A 16,605-nucleotide genomic window follows, 5' to 3' on the forward strand; every position below is an offset into this window, starting at 1 on the left:
GGGAGCTTGTCATGGCCGCCGTCACCCGTCGCATCAGCGATCAAGACTTACAGCTGCCGTGACAGAGGAGGACATTTACGAGCGAACAGCCGCACCGATCAGCCATCGAAACCCGCTGACGAATCGAGGCTAAGAGCTCGTAACACGATCTTGTTGAGGTGCGCTGGTTGGGCGTGACCGGTCTGTTGATTCGGCCGTTTGTGATGCTGTGAGTACTCGGCCGTGGATCGTGGACGACGACTTGTGGGCGCTGATCGAACCGTTGTTGCCGCCCTGGCCGGAGCGGTCACCAGGCCCGCGGCCAGTGGCGGATCGGCTCTGTCTCCAGGGCATCCTCTACGTCCTCTACAACGACATAGCCTGGCAACTCCTGCCGCTGGAGCTGGGGTTCGGCTCGGGACAGACCTGCTGGCGCCGCCTGGAGCGGTGGCAGCAGGCAGGAGTCTTCGACCATCTGCACCGCATCCTGCTCGCGGAGCTGAACGCGGCCGGCCAACTCGACTGGTCGCGGGCCTGCGTGGACGGCTCCCATGTCCGCGCGAAAAAGGGGGTGCCGACACCGGTCCGTCGCCGGTCGACCGACGCAAGACGGGCAGCAAACACCATCTGATCTGCGACGGACGCGGCACTCCGCTCAAGGTCATCACGACCGCGGCGAACGTCAACGATGTCACCCAAACCCTCGCTCTGGTCGATGGCATCCCACCTGTCGCCGGCCGCCCCGGCCGTCCTCGCAGGCGTCCAGAAGCCCTGCTCGGAGACAAGGGCTACGACTCCAATCCGAACCGCGAAGAGCTCCGCAAGCGGCGGATCCTGCCTGTCATCTCCCGCAAGGGCGCCCCGAACATCAAGGGCATGGGCAAGCTCCGTTACGTTGTCGAGCAGACCTTCGCCCTGCTCCACCACTTCAAAGACTCGCCGTCCGCTGGGAACGCCGCACCGAGCTCCACGATGCCTTCGTCTCCCTCGCCTGCAGTCTGATCTGCTGGCGACGCCTCAGGAAGGCCCGCTCATGATCGTGTTACGAGCTCATAGGAGCTTCAGAGTCAAGCTCAGACTGGCTCAGCTACTTGAAGCGAAACAGGGAAGTTAGTGTATCGGGTCTCCATCGTGAACTTCGCTGCCGATGGGCACAGGCAGGCTTCGCGTTCACACGCCTTCACATCTCTCATCAGAGGTTCATCACCCGAGGGAATTTCTCTGGATCTCCGTAGGAAAGGATCCTCCCCAAACCAATTCGCAGTCCCGCCATGTCGCTGCCAGAATGAAACGCAAGAACAATATTCTCATTCGGCAGTTCAAGTTCCTCAATAGCCTCTTCGCGGAACCGAAGGGTCAGTCTATTTTGAGAAATGGACACCTCTTCAACCCCGCCATAATCGACGCCTCCGGACTCATTGAGGATGCAATAGCTATCTAGCCCAAGTCTACGGTTTTGCTCACTGGGCTCTTCGAGGCCACACTGGAATACGAGGTAGCACCCTTGACCAGCTTCATCTTCCGCAAGGCCAACGGTGAAGACGGAATCAGGGAGATTTTCCTCGATTGAAATCTTCCTTACGACCCAACCGTGACGACTCGGCATGTCACTCCCCTGCAGTGCTCCACGTCCTGTTTCCCCAAACGTACACGAACGTCGCACCCGTCTCAGCGGCGGCTCGCCTCATAGAGCCCTGGCACTGCGAGCACGGATTTTTGGTTCCATGGATCGTCACAGTGTCCCCAGGGCTGACAGGCGCTAGCTTCGCGTAGCGATCACCAGGGATTCGAACCGTGGGGCTGCCGCCGGACATACGTGTCGCTCGACTCTCCGTATGACTGGCTTGCGTATTATTCGGAAATCCAAGAGCAGCCTCCTCCGGCGTCTGGCTCCCACTGCGCAGTGTATATGCATTGACTTTCACTCCTTCCGCGTCGCGAACCTCCACAAGAGCCCAGTGCGTCGACTTTGTTGTCGCACCGATGATTGACCCCTTGGAATCCGCTGCCCCCTTCCCTCTATATGAAGGCCTGTGAGAGAAGATTGCCGCAAGAGCGCTGGGTACTTGATAGGCGTCACTCGATGTGTCGTAGCCGTAGCCAGCTACCCAGGCATCGAATTGAGCCCCGTAGTCGCATCCCGGAGAACCGGGCCCTCCGCCATTTCTGCAGTCACCGTCAAAGATCCATCCGGTGTATTCAACCGTGTGTGGGACATTCGATATCAAACCGTAGAAGGTCTCGCCAACGCCGCGGCAGACACTGGAGACGAAGCCCCAGGAGCCGCAGCCCCCGTCTGAGTTGCTGCCTCCCGCGCCTGTTCCAGTCGCGGTAGTGGTTCCACCACCTCCGCCCGAGCCGCCACCAGACCTCTTCTTGGGTTCGGTGTCAGTGTCAGGCCCAGGACAGGTGACGGAATAGGCGCCGCACGTCTCCATGAGCCCTGAGGGGTCGGAGTAGTTGATGGGGTCGTTCCGGCTGTAGCTGTAGGCGGAGAGGTTCTGCGGGGAATAGGGGGCGCTGAGGGGGTCCGGGCTGAGGAACCGGCCCAGGTGGGGGTCGTAGGCGCGGGCGCCGAGAAGGGACAAGCCCGTGCTGGTGTCCTCTGTCTTGCCGAGGAAGCCGTTGTCGGTGCCGGTAGGCAAAGTGCCGTTGCGTTCGTCCCCGAAGGGGGTGTAGCGGCGGCGGGTGGGGGTGCCGGTGGAGGCGTCGACGGTGAGTTGTGTGGAGGCTTGGGTGTCGGCCAACAGGTAGGTGAGTTTGCCGTTGGTGGCGGTTGTGCCCTTGGTCGTGCGCATGGCCACGGTGGCCGCACCGTTGGTGTAGTACCGGGTCGCGGTGACCTTTGTGCCGTTGGTGGTGCGTAGTTCGGTGCCGCCGAAGGAGGCGACGGTCTCCTGGGGCGTGGTGCGGAGCAGGAGGTTGCCGTCTGCGTCGTAGGCGTAGCGGGTCAGTTCGCTGCCGCTGGGCTTGGTGGTCTTGACCGTGGACAGCTGGGCAAGCTTCGTCCACGTGTAGTCCGTGGTCGTCTTTTCTGCAGCGGCGGGCTCTTCGACGCGCTGCGTCATCGTGCCGTTGTCGTCGTAGGTGAAGGTGTCCGTTTGGGTGGCGGTTCCGCTGGTCTTGTTGATGATCTTGCGGACGCCATGTGGCCAGGCTGCGTTGGCCGTCGTCCAGGTGCCAGCGTCGTCGTAGCCGGGGTAGATGTAGTCGCGCAGGGTGGCCACGCCTGCCGAGTTGGTGTCCGTGGCCGACTGCAGGTTGCCCATGCGGTCGTAGGTGTAGGCGGTCTGGTATGGGGCCGTGCCCGTGAAGTCGGACGTGGTCTGTGCGGTGTTGGCGCAGATGCCGGCCGTGGAGTGGGTAAAGGCTCTGCTCAGGCGGCGCTGGTCGTCGTAGCGGAAGCACTGCGACTGGGCGGTCTGGCCGGTGGCCTGCTCCCGCAGCTCGGTGATACGGCCGGTCAGGTCGTAGGTGTAGGTGTCCTTCTGGGCCTCGGTGACCAGTTCATCGACCGTGGTGGTCGTCGCGATGGTCTTCAGCCAGCGGGTGCCGTTGCTGTCGTCGTAGGCGTAGCTGCGCTTGGCCCGGATGCCGTTGCCGCCAATCCCGGTACCGTAGTTGCGCTCGACCAGGCGACCATAGGCGTCGTAGGCGGTGCCGTCGATGTAGACGGTGCTGCCCAGGGTGCTGGTGAGGCGGGAAGGATAGCCATAGGCGTCGTACGCAGTGGTCACCGTCTCCTCGGCGAGTCCACCCGCGCTGGGGTAGATCACCTTGGTAACGTGGTCGGCGGCGTCGTACGTGAGCGAGGTCGTGTAGTTCCCGGCCAGGCCGTTGATACCGGCAGGGATGGTGACCGTGCTGCTCAGTGCGCGGCCGCGGGCGTCAAAGGACCCGACCTTGATGGTGTACGTGTTGCCCGCTGTGTCACGGCTGCTGGTGGAGGTGATCTTGCCCTTGCCGTTTGTGATGTTCAGGCCATCCCAGGTCCAGGCAGCGAGTTCGTCCGAACCACTGGAGACGGCCGTCTTGCGGCCGAGATTGTCGTACCCGTAGGTGAGGACGGTTTTACCGCCGTTGCTGGTCGTCTTGCTGATCTTGCCGTTGGCGTCGTACTCGGTCGTCGAGTCGCCGGCGTCCGGGTCGTCTACGGTGATGCGCTGGCCGGTCCAGTCGTAGGTGTAGAAGGTGTTGTTGCCGCGGGGGTCGGTGATCTGCTTCAGTTCGCCCTTGCCGCTGTAGGCGTAGGCGGTGGTAAAGGTGGAGCTGCCGCTGTGTTCGACGACCTTGGAGACCTGTCCGTAGACATCGGTGTACGTGTCGGTAGGGGGGCCCACGGCAGGCTGGACGACTGTGTAGTCGCCGTTGTAGGTGGTGGTGACCTGGCCTTCGTCCTGGGTCACTCCGTACGCCTGGATCCGGGAAGTTACGGTGCGGCCGACCCAGTCCAGGACCAGGTCGTTGTACGAAGGGAGTTCGGCGACCTGAGGGCTGGAGGGGCCGCCAGAGCCGGCAGTGCCCTGGTTGCGGAAGACGGCTGAGGTGCCGGTGACCTGTCCGGCGGAGTCGTAGCGGGTGACCGCCACCTGCCGGTACGGAAGGGTCTGGTTGGTCGCGGCGTCGAGGTCGCTCGGCAGCGGGGTCTGTGTTTCGCGGGCGCGGCCGAGGCCGTCCATATAGGCGTGCGAGGTCAGATAGGTTGTGCCGGACTGCAGCACGTGGCTGGCCACGTGGGGGTAGCCGTCGACCGCGTCCGGGACCTCGGCACTGTTGGTCGACGTGGGGATGCTGTAGCTGAACTTCATCGACGGCGAGCTGCCGCTCTCGGTGGGCTTCCACACCTCCACCACCCGGCCCGCGGAATCCAGGGTCACGTTGGTGGAGTGGCCGTTGGCGTCCTTGACGGTGGTCGGTGTGCCCCAGAAGCGGGACGTCCACACGGTGGAGGTCAGCCCGGTGCGCGCGGAGGCGGTGCCGTCGGGGTCGGGGGTTGTGGTCGTGACGCCGTCCAGGGGCCAGGTGTTGGCCGGGCTGTATGTGGTGGTGGTGCGGTTGTGCTTGCCGTCTTCGGTCCACACCACGCGGCCGGCGTAGTCGTAGCCGGACCACGTCGAGCGATAGGTGCCAGACTTCGTGTAGGTGCGTGCCTCGGTCGGGTTGCCGTCGACCGGCTTGTTGCCTGCCACGCTCGTGGCGCCGTCGTACAGGGTGGTGGCGTAACCGTCCTGGTTGCTGTCGGCGATGCTGGAGCAGCCGACCGAGTAGTGCTTGGTCTGGTCCTGCAGCACGGTCCAGCGCTGGGCGCCGGTGGAGTCGTAGTTGTCGGTGTTGTAGGCGCGGCCGTAGGTGGTGCAGCGATTGTCGGAGACGTTCGGCTCGCCCCAGTCGTCTACGCGCATGGGCAGGCCGAAGGTGGTGGAGGCAGCCTCGGTGTCGTCGTACTCGTTCTCCACCGTGTGCTCGCGCCAGCCGCCGCTGACTTTGGTGCTGGTCGTGGTCTTGGACTCGCGGACGAAGCGGGCGTCGGGCAGACCGTCGTACTGGGCGGTGTTGTGGGACCAGTACGAGTGGTAAGTGCGTTCGTGGGAGACGTCCTGATCGTCCCGCAAGGACGTGGACAGCACCTTCCCGGCCAGCCAGTCGTGGTCGGTGAATTCGCTGCCGTCACCGTTGTTGACCTTGACGGTCTTGGTTGCTGATGCGTCGGTCTTGGAGGTGCGGTCGCCGTCCAGGCCCCGGTAGAGCCAGTACTTCTTGGCCTTCTTGCCGGTGCCCGCGCCCGTGGAGACCTGGACCTCCTGGTAGCCGCGCCAGTCGGACCAGGATTCGTCCTCGTCCTTGGTGAGGGGGTCGTTGGTGAACCGCCAGCCGGCGCCGTCCTCGTAGGCGTACGAGGTGGTCATCTTCGGGGCGCCGTCCTGGTTGATCGTCACCGTCGGGTCGACTTCAACCTGGGTGACCAGGAACTTCTTGAACCAGCCGGTGCGGGCCTCGGTCTCGCCTTCCGGGGTCCACTTCTGCCAGTAGCAGTCCTGCGTGTTGGACGCCTGGGTGGGCAGGTTGTCGCTGTCGCAGGGGTTGGCGAACCCGTAGGACACGGTGGTGGTGGCCCCGAGGTCGCCGTGGATCTCCTCGATGCGGGGGAAGTTGAGTTCGGCGGAGCCGACCTTGTTGTCCAGGTCGACCCGGTTGAAGTTGATCACCGGCAGGACGAGGTCGGTGCCGTTGCCGTACGTCCGGCGCTGCACGTAGTCCAGCCACAGCGTCTTGCCGATCGTCCCGTTGGGGTTCGGCATGCCGTACTTGTTCTGGTACTGCTGCACCAGGTCCCAGCCGGTGCCGTCCTGGTCACTGACGTAGGTCTTGATGTCCCACAGCATGTCCGTGGAGAAGAACGTGGGGTAGTACGTCTTGCCCGCGCACTCGTAGTCCGCCGACGTGCCGTCACACATGAGATCGACGGGCACGTCCGGGTACGAGGTCGGTTTGGCGTCGAAGGTGGGGCAGGCAGCGGGCTCGTCGCGCAGCGGGTCGTTCTCGTTGACGCGCTCGATACAGCGGTTGACGTGGCTCAGCTCGACCTTCGCCGGGACCTTGCCGCCGGTGATCTGGGAGGACCAGCCGTACTGGATCTCCTTCACGTAGCCGGAGGAGACGTACTGGCGTGCCTTGTCGGTGGTGGCGACCGAGCGGTAGTGGTTGTACTCCTTGTCGTAGAAGTACATGGTCTCGACCTCGTTGGCGTCGACCACCCGGTCGAGGTTCCAGCGCCAGGCCTGGGTGCACGGCTCGGGGAACTGGTCGTGGCAGGGCTCACCGGCGTCGTTGCCGACGACGGGCACGGTGAAGACGGAGGCGGTCGCGGTGCCGGTGCGCTCCGAGCGGCCCCAGCCGAAGTAGTAGCGGTGGCCGTCCTGGGAGGAGATCACCCAGTATTCGCCGTCGCGGCCCGCGCCGTGCCCGTTGAGCAGGCGCTGCACACGCCAGCCCGGGTCGTCCTTCACGTGGTACGCGCCACTGCCGGTGTTGTCCTGGATCAGCTCCGAGGTGACCCCGTTGAGGTTGATGACGTACACCGCGCCCGAGGGCTCATCGGCGGAGTTCGGCGAGTCCCAGCACATATCGCCGATGGTCGGCAGGCCGTCCTCGGTGCAGTTGCGGTAGCGGCGCTCGATGTAGCCGACGTTGAGGTCCCAGCCCATGCCGGCCCAGGAGGACTGGTTGTTCGACGCGGACGTACGGCCGTCCACGGACTGCGAGTTGTACGTCAGCGCCAGCGACGGCGCGGAACCCATAGGCGGCTCCGGCATCTGGATCGGAAGGTTGTACGTGAATGCGCCCGAGCCGGTCGAGACGTCCCATGAGCCGGTCGGCGAGAGCGTCGACGCCCGGTAGTCACCCTCGTCGGAAGAAGAGCCCGTGTTCAGCAGGAACACGCTGCCACCGCTGCTCGCGGCCTCGCGCATGAGCTGCGTCGAGGCGCCCTCTGTCGTCGTGTCGGCGGCCGCCGTCACGGTGGCGGTCAGGGTGCCGGAGTCCGTGTTGTTCTCTGTCGGCACGACCTCACGGTCCGTGCAGCCTGCCGCTCCCGGCGTCTGCAGTGCGCAGGCGGGGACCTTCACCAGGCGGAGGCGGGAGGCGAAGTCACCACCGTAGGCGTACTTGAAGCCGGAGTAGTCGATGGCGACCTGGACCTCACCGGAAACGTCCACCCCGTCGGTCCGGGTGACCTCCAGGCCGAGACCGATACCACCGGCCGGGGCCACATCCTCACGGTCCAGGACCCGCACATCCACCTGGTCCGGGGAGACCGCATCCGCAGCGGGCTCGTCCGACGAGGACCCTTCCGGGTCCGGCACCGTAGCGGAATCGGCTTCCGGGCTCTCGCCCGACGGGTCCGCTGCGGTCTCCCCTGTTTCGGAGATGCCCGGGCTTGGCGAGGCGGTCTCGCCCTCAGTCAGCCGGGCCGAGCCCAGTTGGGCCTCGGCACCGGACGCCTCCACGACGGGGGCTACCTCGACGACGTCGGCGACCTGTGTGTCCTCGCCCCCGTCCGCGCTGCGCGTGGGGGACGATGCGGACGGTTCGGGAGCCACTGTGCCCGCCTCACCAGGAGCTGCCTCGGACAGATCGACCGTTGCCTCCGCCGCACTCGGCCACCTCGGCGCGGGAAGCGGCTTGCCGACCTCCTCGGCCTGCTGCTGCGGGACCGAGCCGAGAGACTGCGACGGAACGACCGGTGTCGTGTCATCGGCAGCCGCGGTGGCCTGTTGCGGCACCACCGCCGACAGCAAACCCGCAAGCATCACACTCGCAAGGCCGACCGAGACAAAACGCGCGCGCCGAGCAGCCACTCGAACCCCCCGCCCCATGCGGACCGCGTCAACGCGCGGGCCGCAGCTCACATGTACAGACCGTCGGCATCAGGGCAGGGTCGACCGCGCTCCCCAGCACGGAAACGGAATAACTCATTCCTGAATTGGATCAGTGAACGTGGACAGTAGCTGCTGTGAATACGCCGTGAACAGGCCAAGCGAGAGTAAGGTTCCAGCCAGCACGGGTGATGTTGATCACGCGCGGCCTTCTCCCGGCGAATCAGCCACCGCCGGCCTCCCACCAGGGCAAACACCCCAAGACAACCCGGTCAGAAGAAGGAGGCCGCCGCGGTGTGAGCGAGCGCCGCCCGTGTGGGTGATGACAGCCGGGCGGTTCGGCGAGACGCTCAGCAGAAAGTCGAGAACACCACAGACCACTTCAGGGCCCGGTCGCGCTGCGCGGCCGGGCTCCCGCCGTGCGGCGGCGCGGCTGTACCGCAACAGCTGTGCCGCCCGGGCCGCCTGCTGGCCGTGCGGGAGTACGCCAGCAGGCGGCCAGTGTCCCGAAGGCGCAGGCTGAGAGGGTGGAGTGGCCGGTGAACGTCGCCCTCGCGCGGCCCGTGACGCAGCTGCCTAAGCTCCCCAGCCGCGTACGGATGAACGTCCCCAGCTATGTCGAGGGAAGCGGCACGGCTGAGATCTTGGTTGAGATCGTCAGGCTGGCCGGAGATACTCGCACGATGAGTGGTAGCGCATCGCCTGGATCGGTCGAACGAGGTTGGGACGGGCCGTGGTACCGGGTTCGCGCGGACGCCTTCGAGGCATCGTTCCTGCCCAGCTCGGACGAGGAGTTGGACTCGGTGTGCAACGTAGATGTCTTCGTGGACCTCAAAGACGGCTCCCGGTGGAGCGCGACTGTCTTCACGGTCGCCGAAGTCGAACGCTTGATGGAGACCTGGGCAGGAAGCGACGAGGCTCTCGGCGGGCGCTACTTCTGGGTTTCGGACGGCCTGATCATCCGGGATCCCGGCATCGACAACATGACCGATGTGATTGCCGGACTGATCGAGACCGACGAGTTCTCCGGGATCTTCCAACGACTCGACAGCGAGTGACCACGCCCCCGGCCGCGATCGTCTGTCAGGCCACGTCTGCATCCCGCTCGATGGCCGTGAGGCGGTTCTTGAGCCGGTAGCTCGGTCCGTTGATGGAGATTACGTCGCATCAGCGCGGGGCCATTCGCGTCCCTTGGCCTTGTGGGCGGTGGAGACGGTGATCTGGGCGTGCGGCTCGGGGGCGAGGTGGGCGAGGGCCTTGACCCAAGGCCGGGTAGTTAGCGTATTTCCGCTGGTGGCAGGGGAGTTCGGTGTCGGGTAGGAACGCGGGCATCGGGGCCGCGTTGGTCAGGTAGTCCGCCAAGACTTCCGGCCGTTGAGGAGCCCCGTTGCCCACGCGTCATTGTGTCCTGCCACCCGGTCTGGCGAGGGTCACCCGTGAGTTCATCGTGGCCGAGGGGCGGTTCGCGCCCGGTCATCTGGGCGAGTTGACGCAGGTCATACCGTTCGACCTCGTCGATGCCGTTCTGGATGAAACCCGTTGCGTGCAGCGCCGGTTACGGGATCTGCCCTCGCGGGTCGGGGTCTACTTCCTTCTCGCGATGTGCCTGTTCCCGGAGGTCGGCTACCGGCTGGTCTGGCACAAGCTGACCGCAGCCCTTACGGGCGTCGGGATCGAGGTCGCGGAGCCAACTGCGAAAGCCTTACGTGACCTGCGCAGACGGCTCGGTGCAGAACCGATGAAGCGCGTGTTCGAGACCCTGGCCGGCCCGCTCGCCCAGCCGGTGACTCCCGGAGTGCGGTTCGGGCCGTTCCGAATGGTCTCCTTCGACGGCGCTGTCACGTTGGTTAGCCGGGTGGGATGATCTTCTCTGGTTGATCGTGCTGGAGGGGGCTGTCCGTGGGGACCGTGTCGCCGTCGTACAAGGGGCACCGGTACCCGGTCGAGGTCATCTCCCACTGCGTGTGGCTGTACTTCCGCTTCCCGCTGTCGTTCCGCGAGGTCGAGGAGCTGATGCTCGAGCGCGGGATCGTCGTCTCGTACGAGACGGTGCGCCGCTGGTGCGCCAAGTTCGGGCAGCGGTACGCAGGCGCGCTGCGCCGCCGGCAGCTCCGGCCTGGTGACAAATGGCACCTGGACGAGGTCTTCATCAAGATCAATGGAGAACAGAAGTACCTGTGGCGGGCCGTCGACCAGGACGGCATCGTGCTGGACATCCTGGTGCAGAACCGGCGGGACAAGGCCGCGGCCAGGCGCTTCTTCCGCCGCCTGATGAAGAAGACGCACGCGGTGCCGCGGGTGATCGTCACCGACAAGCTCCGCTCCTACGGCGCCGCCCACCGCGAGGTCATGCCCTCCGTCGAGCACCGGCAGTCGAAGTACCTCAACAACCGAGCCGAGAACAGCCACCCAGCCCACCGGACAGCGCGAACGGGCGATGAAGGGCTTCCGCTCAGTGGGCGGGGCCCAGCGGTTCCTGTCCGCGTTCAGCGGTATCTCGCCCCACTTCCGGCCCCGCCGACACCTGATGACCGCTGCCGCCCACCGAGCCGAGATGAGCATCCGCTTCGCAATCTGGGAGCAGATCACCGGCGTCGCCGGCCTCGCCAACGCTGCCTGAGCACAGCCCGGAACCGAGCTGCACCACGCGCGACGCCATCAGACACCTACCCACCCAACAACGTGACAGCGCCCTCGATCGCCTTGCCCAGCAGAGGATCGACGGGCTTGGTGAACGAGGTGCCGGTCTTGTGGGTGGGGACGTCCAGCAGGCAGACGGCGTCTCGCGCCAGTACCTCGTCGGAGTCACCGGGGATGGGGAACCCCTCGTGCTGCCAGCGGACGCAGCCCACGCGAAGTCGCGCGATCTCGTCACTGCGCAGGCCACTGAACAGCCAGGTCAGGGATAGCACCCGGAGGAGCTCGAATGGGTAGCGCAGGCTGTTGAGTCTGGTGGGCAGATCATCGGGGCCGATGTTGAGGCCTGCCCACAGCAGTTTGGCCCAGATGTCGTCGGCTATCACCCGCGGGTCGGGGCCGAGCATCGCCGCGATGGTTCGGGGTGTCGACAGTGCGCGTACGGGGTCGAACCGTCGGGGTATCCACTCCCATTCCTGCAGGTCGTGGAAGAAGGCGCGGGTCGCGGTGAGGTAGCCCGACTTGCTGTGCGGTGTGATCGGCTGGCCTGCCCGTTTCTCGTGACTGGCGACTCGTTGGACGTAGTCCCCGACGCGGAGCTTGTCCACCGCGGCGACCCAGGCCGCGCAGGTCTGGCGGGTCCACTGAGTCGGCTCCGTGATCTCTGGATGTTCGTCGGCGAGCCACCGTCCGATCTTCGACAGCAGGGAGCGGTGGTTGTCTCGGACCTTGCGCGACAACGTGCTGGTGGAGTGCCAGCGTTCGATCCATTCGGCCCACGACTGCGCGGTCCCCTCGATCGCGGGCATCCGCCCGCGATACGGAGTGGGCGGCAGGGAGCAGTGCCCGAGCGCGGCCACGGCGCGCTGGATCCCGTAGAGGGCGCCGATGTAACGATCCGGCAGGTCGGGGTGCTGACGGATCCGGTCGAATGCCGCGGTCGTCAGGTCTTCGAGCATCGGGCTGCGGTTGAGCAGGAGGGTCTGACACAGGACCGGGGAGATCCGTGGGTCGATGCCGGTCTCGACCTGATAGCCCCAGCCACGAAGCACCTGTGCAACCTGCTGTTGCGCTTCGTCGACCGGACGCTTGCCGAACACTCGCCAGGCCAGCGGCAGCCTTCGGAAGCTGCCCAGGTGGTCGAACTCGGTGAAGCCACTGAGCAGGTAGGCATACGCGGTCAGATACGGGCGGGCGGTTCCCTCGGCCCATCCTGGGGCGTTCGCGGTGAACTGCCTGGCGCTGTTGCCGATCAGCGCGAGCCAGTCCTCGGCCGACCAGGCCCAGACTGTCCGGTCGTGCTCGGCACAGCGCAGGAGAATCAGAGCGATGGCGTCGTCGACGCCGCGGCGGTAGCTGCCGTCATCCGGGCACCACAACGATGAGCGCACGTCGTCGAGCGGGCGAAGCAGCCGCCGGACGGTCTTCCACTAAGAGGTCCTAACAAAGGCGTTGGACGTGTCGGTGGGTGATGAGACAGGTGGCGAGGCCGAGGAAGGCTTCATGGATGTCGTCGCGTCGTTCCCAGCGGATGCGCAGGCGACGGAAGCCGTGGAGCCAGGAGATGGTGCGCTCGACGACCCAGCGGAAGATGCCCAGGCCGGAGCCATGTGGCTGGCCCCGTTCGGCGATCGCGGGCCGGATGCCGCGTTTCCGCAGCAGTCGCCGGTACTTGTCGTGGTCGTAGCCGCGGTCCGCGAAGAGCATGTCCGGCCGTCTCCGCGGCCTCCCGACCGCGCCGGCCACGGGTGGAATCTTGTCCAGCAGCGGGATCAGCTGAGTGACGTCATTGCGATTGCCGCCGGTCAGCGACACCGCGAGCGGGATGCCCTGCCCGTCGACAAGGACGTGGTGCTTGCTGCCCGGCCGTGCGCGGTCGACCGGGCTGGGACCGCTTTTGGGCCCCGTCGGGCCGCCCGCACGTGGGAGGAGTCGATCACCGCCCTCGACCAGTCCAGCTGCTTCGCCGACCGCAGCTTCTTCAGCAGCACCAGGTGCAGCTTCTCCCACACACCGGCCTCGTTCCATGCGGCCAGGCGCCGCCAGCAGGTCATGCCCGAGCCGAAGCCCAGTTCCTGGGGCAGGTACTCCCACTGGATGCCCGTGTGCAGCACGAACAGGATCCCGCACAGGGCTTGTCGGTCCGGCACCCGCGGCCGGCCCGCCACCAGCTTCGGCCCCGGCTCGGGCAGTAACGGCTCGATGAGCGACCACAGTTCGTCCGACACGATCCACGGCCGCGACTGACGTTTCCCCACGACTAGACCAACGACCACCCAAGTCGAAAGTCACTTGATCAACAACTTCTGTTAGGACCTCTAAGGGGCCTGCGGATCGTGGCCGCCGGGGTAACGGCGCAGGTCCGTTCCCAGGGACACAAGCGCCTCCCGTTCGTCGACGGTGAGTTCGTGACGCCGGTCGTAGCGGTCCGGCTCAACCGGCCACGGCCAGGACAGCAGCGTGTCTGTCGTTGAGGCGGAAACGGCGGTCAGTGCGATCACGGCGAGACCGCCTCCTTCGTGGGCGCGCCCAGACGGGCCAACATCTGCACCCGCCAGCCGTGGATCTGCTCCATGCCGCGGTTGAGCTTGTCGGCCAGGTCCCGGCCCGAGAGGTGGATGTAGGTGAGCGTGGAGGCGGTGTGGCGGTGGCCGGCGAACGTGGCGATGGCATGCAGTTCCCAGCCCATCCGAGCCAGGTCGGTCAAGCACAGGTGTCTCGTGGTGTGTGTGGAGAACCGCGGGACATCAGCGGCCAGCGCGATCCGGCGGACCACCTTCGACCAGGTCCACAAGCTCAGCGGCTCGGCGTGATTGCGCCGGGATTCCGACAGGAACAGCGGTCCCCGTGCCCGGCTGATCCGGGCCCGGTGAGCGAGGTAGCCCGACAGCAGGACGCCGGTCGGCGCGGAGTACGGGACAACGCGCTCCAGCCGGTTCTTGGTCGTCTCCGCCCGTACTCGCAGGGTTCGGTGAGCCGGGTCCAAGTCGTCCGTACGCAGGGAGCACAGCTCCTCCCGGCGCAGTGCGGCGTCGTAGGCGAGCGCGAGCATCACGCGGTTGCGGATCGGCTCCGCGGCGGCGACCGCGAGGACATCCATCCACTGCTGTTCGGTAGGTATCCAGGGCAGCTTCGTCAGCCTCGGCACGAGGCCACGCTCGTGCCCGCCGCGTCGGCGACCCGGCGTGTAGCGGCCACGGCCGACCGGGTTGGAGTCGCGCTGCCCGTCCTCCATGAGGAAGTCGTAGAACAGCCGGACCGGCACCAGACGCTGCTGAATGGTGACGTTGGCAAGACCGTAGCCCGAGTCGATCGAGATCACGTTCGCACCCCGACGGCTCGGTCGTGAGGTCAACTCCCGTACGTAGACAGCGATATGGGCACGGTTCGCGGTCAGCGGGTCGACGTTCTCCCGCTCGCACATCTCCAGATACTCGGCCAGCCCTCGGGCATAGGCATCGATGGTCCGGGGCGCCCGCCCCAGGTCGGTCCACACCTGCAGCCACCCGGCCGCCTGCTCATGCCGGCCGAGCACCGGCCACTTCTCCTCCAGCACCACCGTGCCCAACGCATCTCCTCAGTCCATGGGCGTACCGCAGGGAGATGATCTCCGCGGCGGTCAGATTGCACGTAACTGATAGGTGGGTGGTGGAACGGAGCAACTCGTGGACGATGCGGGCGAGGCGCAACGCGAGGGACTACGAGCGGCTGATGTCCCACGCAGAAGCCCACATTCAATGGGCCTTCATCACCCTCATGTCCCGCCGCCTGGCCCGGCCCCGCCGCCAGACCGAGGCGGCGCTGGCCACCCTCGCAACCGCCTGAAGACCAGCGCGCTGCCGCTGTCGTTCGGAACGGCGACCATCGACGCCCAACCGAACGGCAAACGGGATCACCACAGCACTTCATGACGCCGTGACCTGCGGAAAGGAGATGTGAAACAGCTTCTGAGCCACCAGGGCGTCTGCGAGGACGTCGCCGCTCGCCCCTGCACCGTAGATCCACCGGCCACGCCCCCCGCACCGATATCGCGGATCCGTATGCCGACAGGCCTGGCCAGCCGGTACTCCCCCGCGCGCCGGCCGCCGACACCGCCCTGTCCGCATGGGCGCACACCGCGAGGCGAGACGGCCGCACGAGAGGCCGGCCGCTGCTCGCCACCAACGGCCACAGGGGAGCGAGAGCGCGGCACCGGACGTCGTCATCGTCGCCGCGGCGGTTGGTGCCGGTGGCTCTGTTCACGGGTACCAGCAGCAGTTGTTCACCAGTTTGAGCAGTGTGTGCGGTCGGCTGCGATTCGAACACTGCAGGAGTCTGGGCAGCGCGGAGGCAGCCGATTACGGCTGAGGGCCCCGGGTGCCGAGGCACTTCACACTGTTGGCGTCCGGCTGCCCAGACACCGTCGTCGAGTACGAGCCCGCTGGCTGTCCCTATGCGCCTCTTCCGCCTTGCCCGGCAGGGTGCCTATGAGCGTGGGAGGCTTACTTGGATTCGACTCGTCCTACTGGGTCGGGGCCGGTCGTCAGTGCCTCGCAGGCGGTCTGCCACGTGGGGGCGCCGGGGTGGAGCTGGGTGTGGAGGTAGGCAGCGGTGAGCCAGGCGAGGGCAGAGACTCGCTCGGGGTTCTCGTCGGTTGTCTCGGCGGCGTCGTATCCGGCGATCCCGCCGAGTCCGTGCTCCGCGTCGAACAGGGTGAGCAGGCTCTTGGGACCGCGGGCGAGGGTGTACGGGTCGGCGTGCCAGTCCGGCCCCATATCCGTGAAGTGCCGGGAATCGTCCTTGTCGCCGGCGACGACCAGCGCAGGTGCGGTCATGGTGGAGAAGTCGAGGGCCCCGATGATCGGCCACTGCTCGGCCATGGGCCCGTTGAGGACGTCGCCGCCCCTGCCGGGCGCGGCGAGCAGCACGCCTGCCTTGATCCGGGGCTCGACGAGGTGCACGACGTTCCCGGTGTCGGGGTCGGTGAGCCCGGCGCCCAGGAGGAGGGCGGCGGTGAAGCCGCCGAGCGAGTGTCCGACGATGGCGACCTTGGTGGGGTCGATCCGCCCCGCGAGCTGCGGCACGGTGCGCTCGATTACGTCGAGCCGGTCGAGGATGTGGGTCATGTCCTCGGCGCGGGAGCGCCAGAAGTCAGGTGCGCCGGGCGCGTCGGCGACCAGGTGGCTCAGTGTCCGGGAGGTGAGGTGGGTGGGCTGAACGACGGCGAATCCGTAAGCGGCCCAGAAGTTGGCAAGCGGCGCGTAGCCGTTGAGCGAGGAGAGGTTGTTCGAGGGGCCGTGACCGTGGGAGAGGAGGATGACGGGGAGGCCGGTTCCGGTCGCGGGTGCGGAGACGCGCACCTGGAGGTCCACGGGACGTCCGGGCACGGAGAGGACTACGGGGCTGAAGGACAGGACCGGGACGGGAGTGCCCAAGGTGTCGGCGCTGGTGGCAGTGGATGTGCTCACGATGTGGATTCCCTTTCGGTGGCACCTGCCGTCCGCTGGTCTCCTGCGACCGGCGACGGACAAGGCGATCAGGAGCGTCCCGCTTCGGCTAACCTGAAGCGGAACATCGCTCCATTTAGTATCCGGATCGATGCTCCGTTTTGTCAATCGGCTTGGAAGGACTACGT

At 66.3% G+C, this 16,605-nt stretch carries 7 protein-coding genes and 5 pseudogenes; 4 read left to right on the forward strand and 8 right to left on the reverse strand.

What is annotated here, in order from left to right:
* Positions 1-208: 208 nt before the first annotated feature.
* Positions 209-1,016 (forward strand): annotated as a pseudogene (locus SGFS_RS03245) (IS5 family transposase).
* Positions 1,017-1,171: 155 nt separating this feature from the next.
* On the opposite strand, the gene SGFS_RS03250 reads toward SGFS_RS03245, so the two are convergent.
* Positions 1,172-1,585 carry an Imm10 family immunity protein gene (locus tag SGFS_RS03250; RefSeq protein WP_286247438.1) on the reverse strand — a complete coding sequence of 138 codons (414 nt, stop codon included), beginning with the start codon at positions 1,583-1,585 and terminating at the stop codon, positions 1,172-1,174.
* 1 nt (position 1,586) lies between these two features.
* Positions 1,587-8,354 (reverse strand): RHS repeat-associated core domain-containing protein, encoded by a 6,768-nt coding sequence (locus SGFS_RS03255; protein WP_434026102.1) that lies wholly within the window; start codon positions 8,352-8,354, stop codon positions 1,587-1,589.
* A 683-nt stretch (positions 8,355-9,037) separates the two neighbouring features.
* Here SGFS_RS03255 and SGFS_RS03260 point away from each other — a divergent pair.
* Positions 9,038-9,412, forward strand: a complete 375-nt coding sequence (locus SGFS_RS03260; RefSeq protein WP_286259764.1) for a hypothetical protein — start codon at positions 9,038-9,040, stop codon at positions 9,410-9,412.
* 25 nt (positions 9,413-9,437) lie between these two features.
* Here the strand turns inward: SGFS_RS03260 and SGFS_RS51260 are convergent.
* Positions 9,438-9,521, reverse strand: a pseudogene (locus SGFS_RS51260) (AAA family ATPase); the annotation flags it as partial.
* Positions 9,522-9,762: 241 nt separating this feature from the next.
* Between SGFS_RS51260 and SGFS_RS03265 the strand changes: the two are divergent.
* Both SGFS_RS03265 and SGFS_RS03270 read left to right on the forward strand, forming a co-directional pair.
* Positions 9,763-10,188: pseudogene (locus SGFS_RS03265) on the forward strand (transposase domain-containing protein); the annotation flags it as partial.
* A gap of 65 nt (positions 10,189-10,253) precedes the next feature.
* A pseudogene (locus SGFS_RS03270) lies at positions 10,254-10,974 on the forward strand (IS6 family transposase).
* A gap of 46 nt (positions 10,975-11,020) precedes the next feature.
* On the opposite strand, the gene SGFS_RS03275 reads toward SGFS_RS03270, so the two are convergent.
* From SGFS_RS03275 to SGFS_RS03300, 5 genes and pseudogenes are all read right to left on the reverse strand, one after another.
* The gene (locus tag SGFS_RS03275; RefSeq protein WP_286247443.1) at positions 11,021-12,382 is read right to left on the reverse strand and encodes a hypothetical protein; all 1,362 of its coding nucleotides are present in this window, start codon (positions 12,380-12,382) and stop codon (positions 11,021-11,023) included.
* Between the two features lie 49 nt (positions 12,383-12,431).
* Positions 12,432-13,267, reverse strand: a pseudogene (locus SGFS_RS03280) (IS5 family transposase).
* Positions 13,268-13,309: 42 nt separating this feature from the next.
* A complete protein-coding gene (locus tag SGFS_RS03285) occupies positions 13,310-13,492 on the reverse strand; it encodes a hypothetical protein (protein WP_286247445.1) in 183 nt (60 codons plus the stop codon).
* Entirely contained in the window at positions 13,489-14,550 is a 1,062-nt protein-coding gene (locus tag SGFS_RS03290; protein WP_286259767.1) for a tyrosine-type recombinase/integrase, read from the reverse strand. Before SGFS_RS03290 ends, SGFS_RS03285 begins: the two co-directional genes overlap by 4 nt.
* A gap of 922 nt (positions 14,551-15,472) precedes the next feature.
* Complete coding sequence (locus tag SGFS_RS03300) at positions 15,473-16,438, reverse strand: alpha/beta hydrolase family protein (protein WP_286247447.1); 966 nt, start codon at positions 16,436-16,438, stop codon at positions 15,473-15,475.
* Between the last annotated feature and the right edge of the window lie 167 nt (positions 16,439-16,605).

This window comes from Streptomyces graminofaciens (assembly GCF_030294945.1).
Lineage (GTDB): Bacteria > Actinomycetota > Actinomycetes > Streptomycetales > Streptomycetaceae > Streptomyces > Streptomyces graminofaciens.

What these genes read in the sequence shown, in the direction of transcription:
- SGFS_RS03250 (WP_286247438.1), bottom strand. Translation starts at nt 1,585, where the DNA reads ATGCCGAGTCGTCACGGTTGGGTCGTAAGGAAGATTTCAATCGAGGAA.
- SGFS_RS03255 (WP_434026102.1), bottom strand. Translation starts at nt 8,354, where the DNA reads ATGGGGCGGGGGGTTCGAGTGGCTGCTCGGCGCGCGCGTTTTGTCTCG.
- SGFS_RS03260 (WP_286259764.1), top strand. Translation starts at nt 9,038, where the DNA reads ATGAGTGGTAGCGCATCGCCTGGATCGGTCGAACGAGGTTGGGACGGG.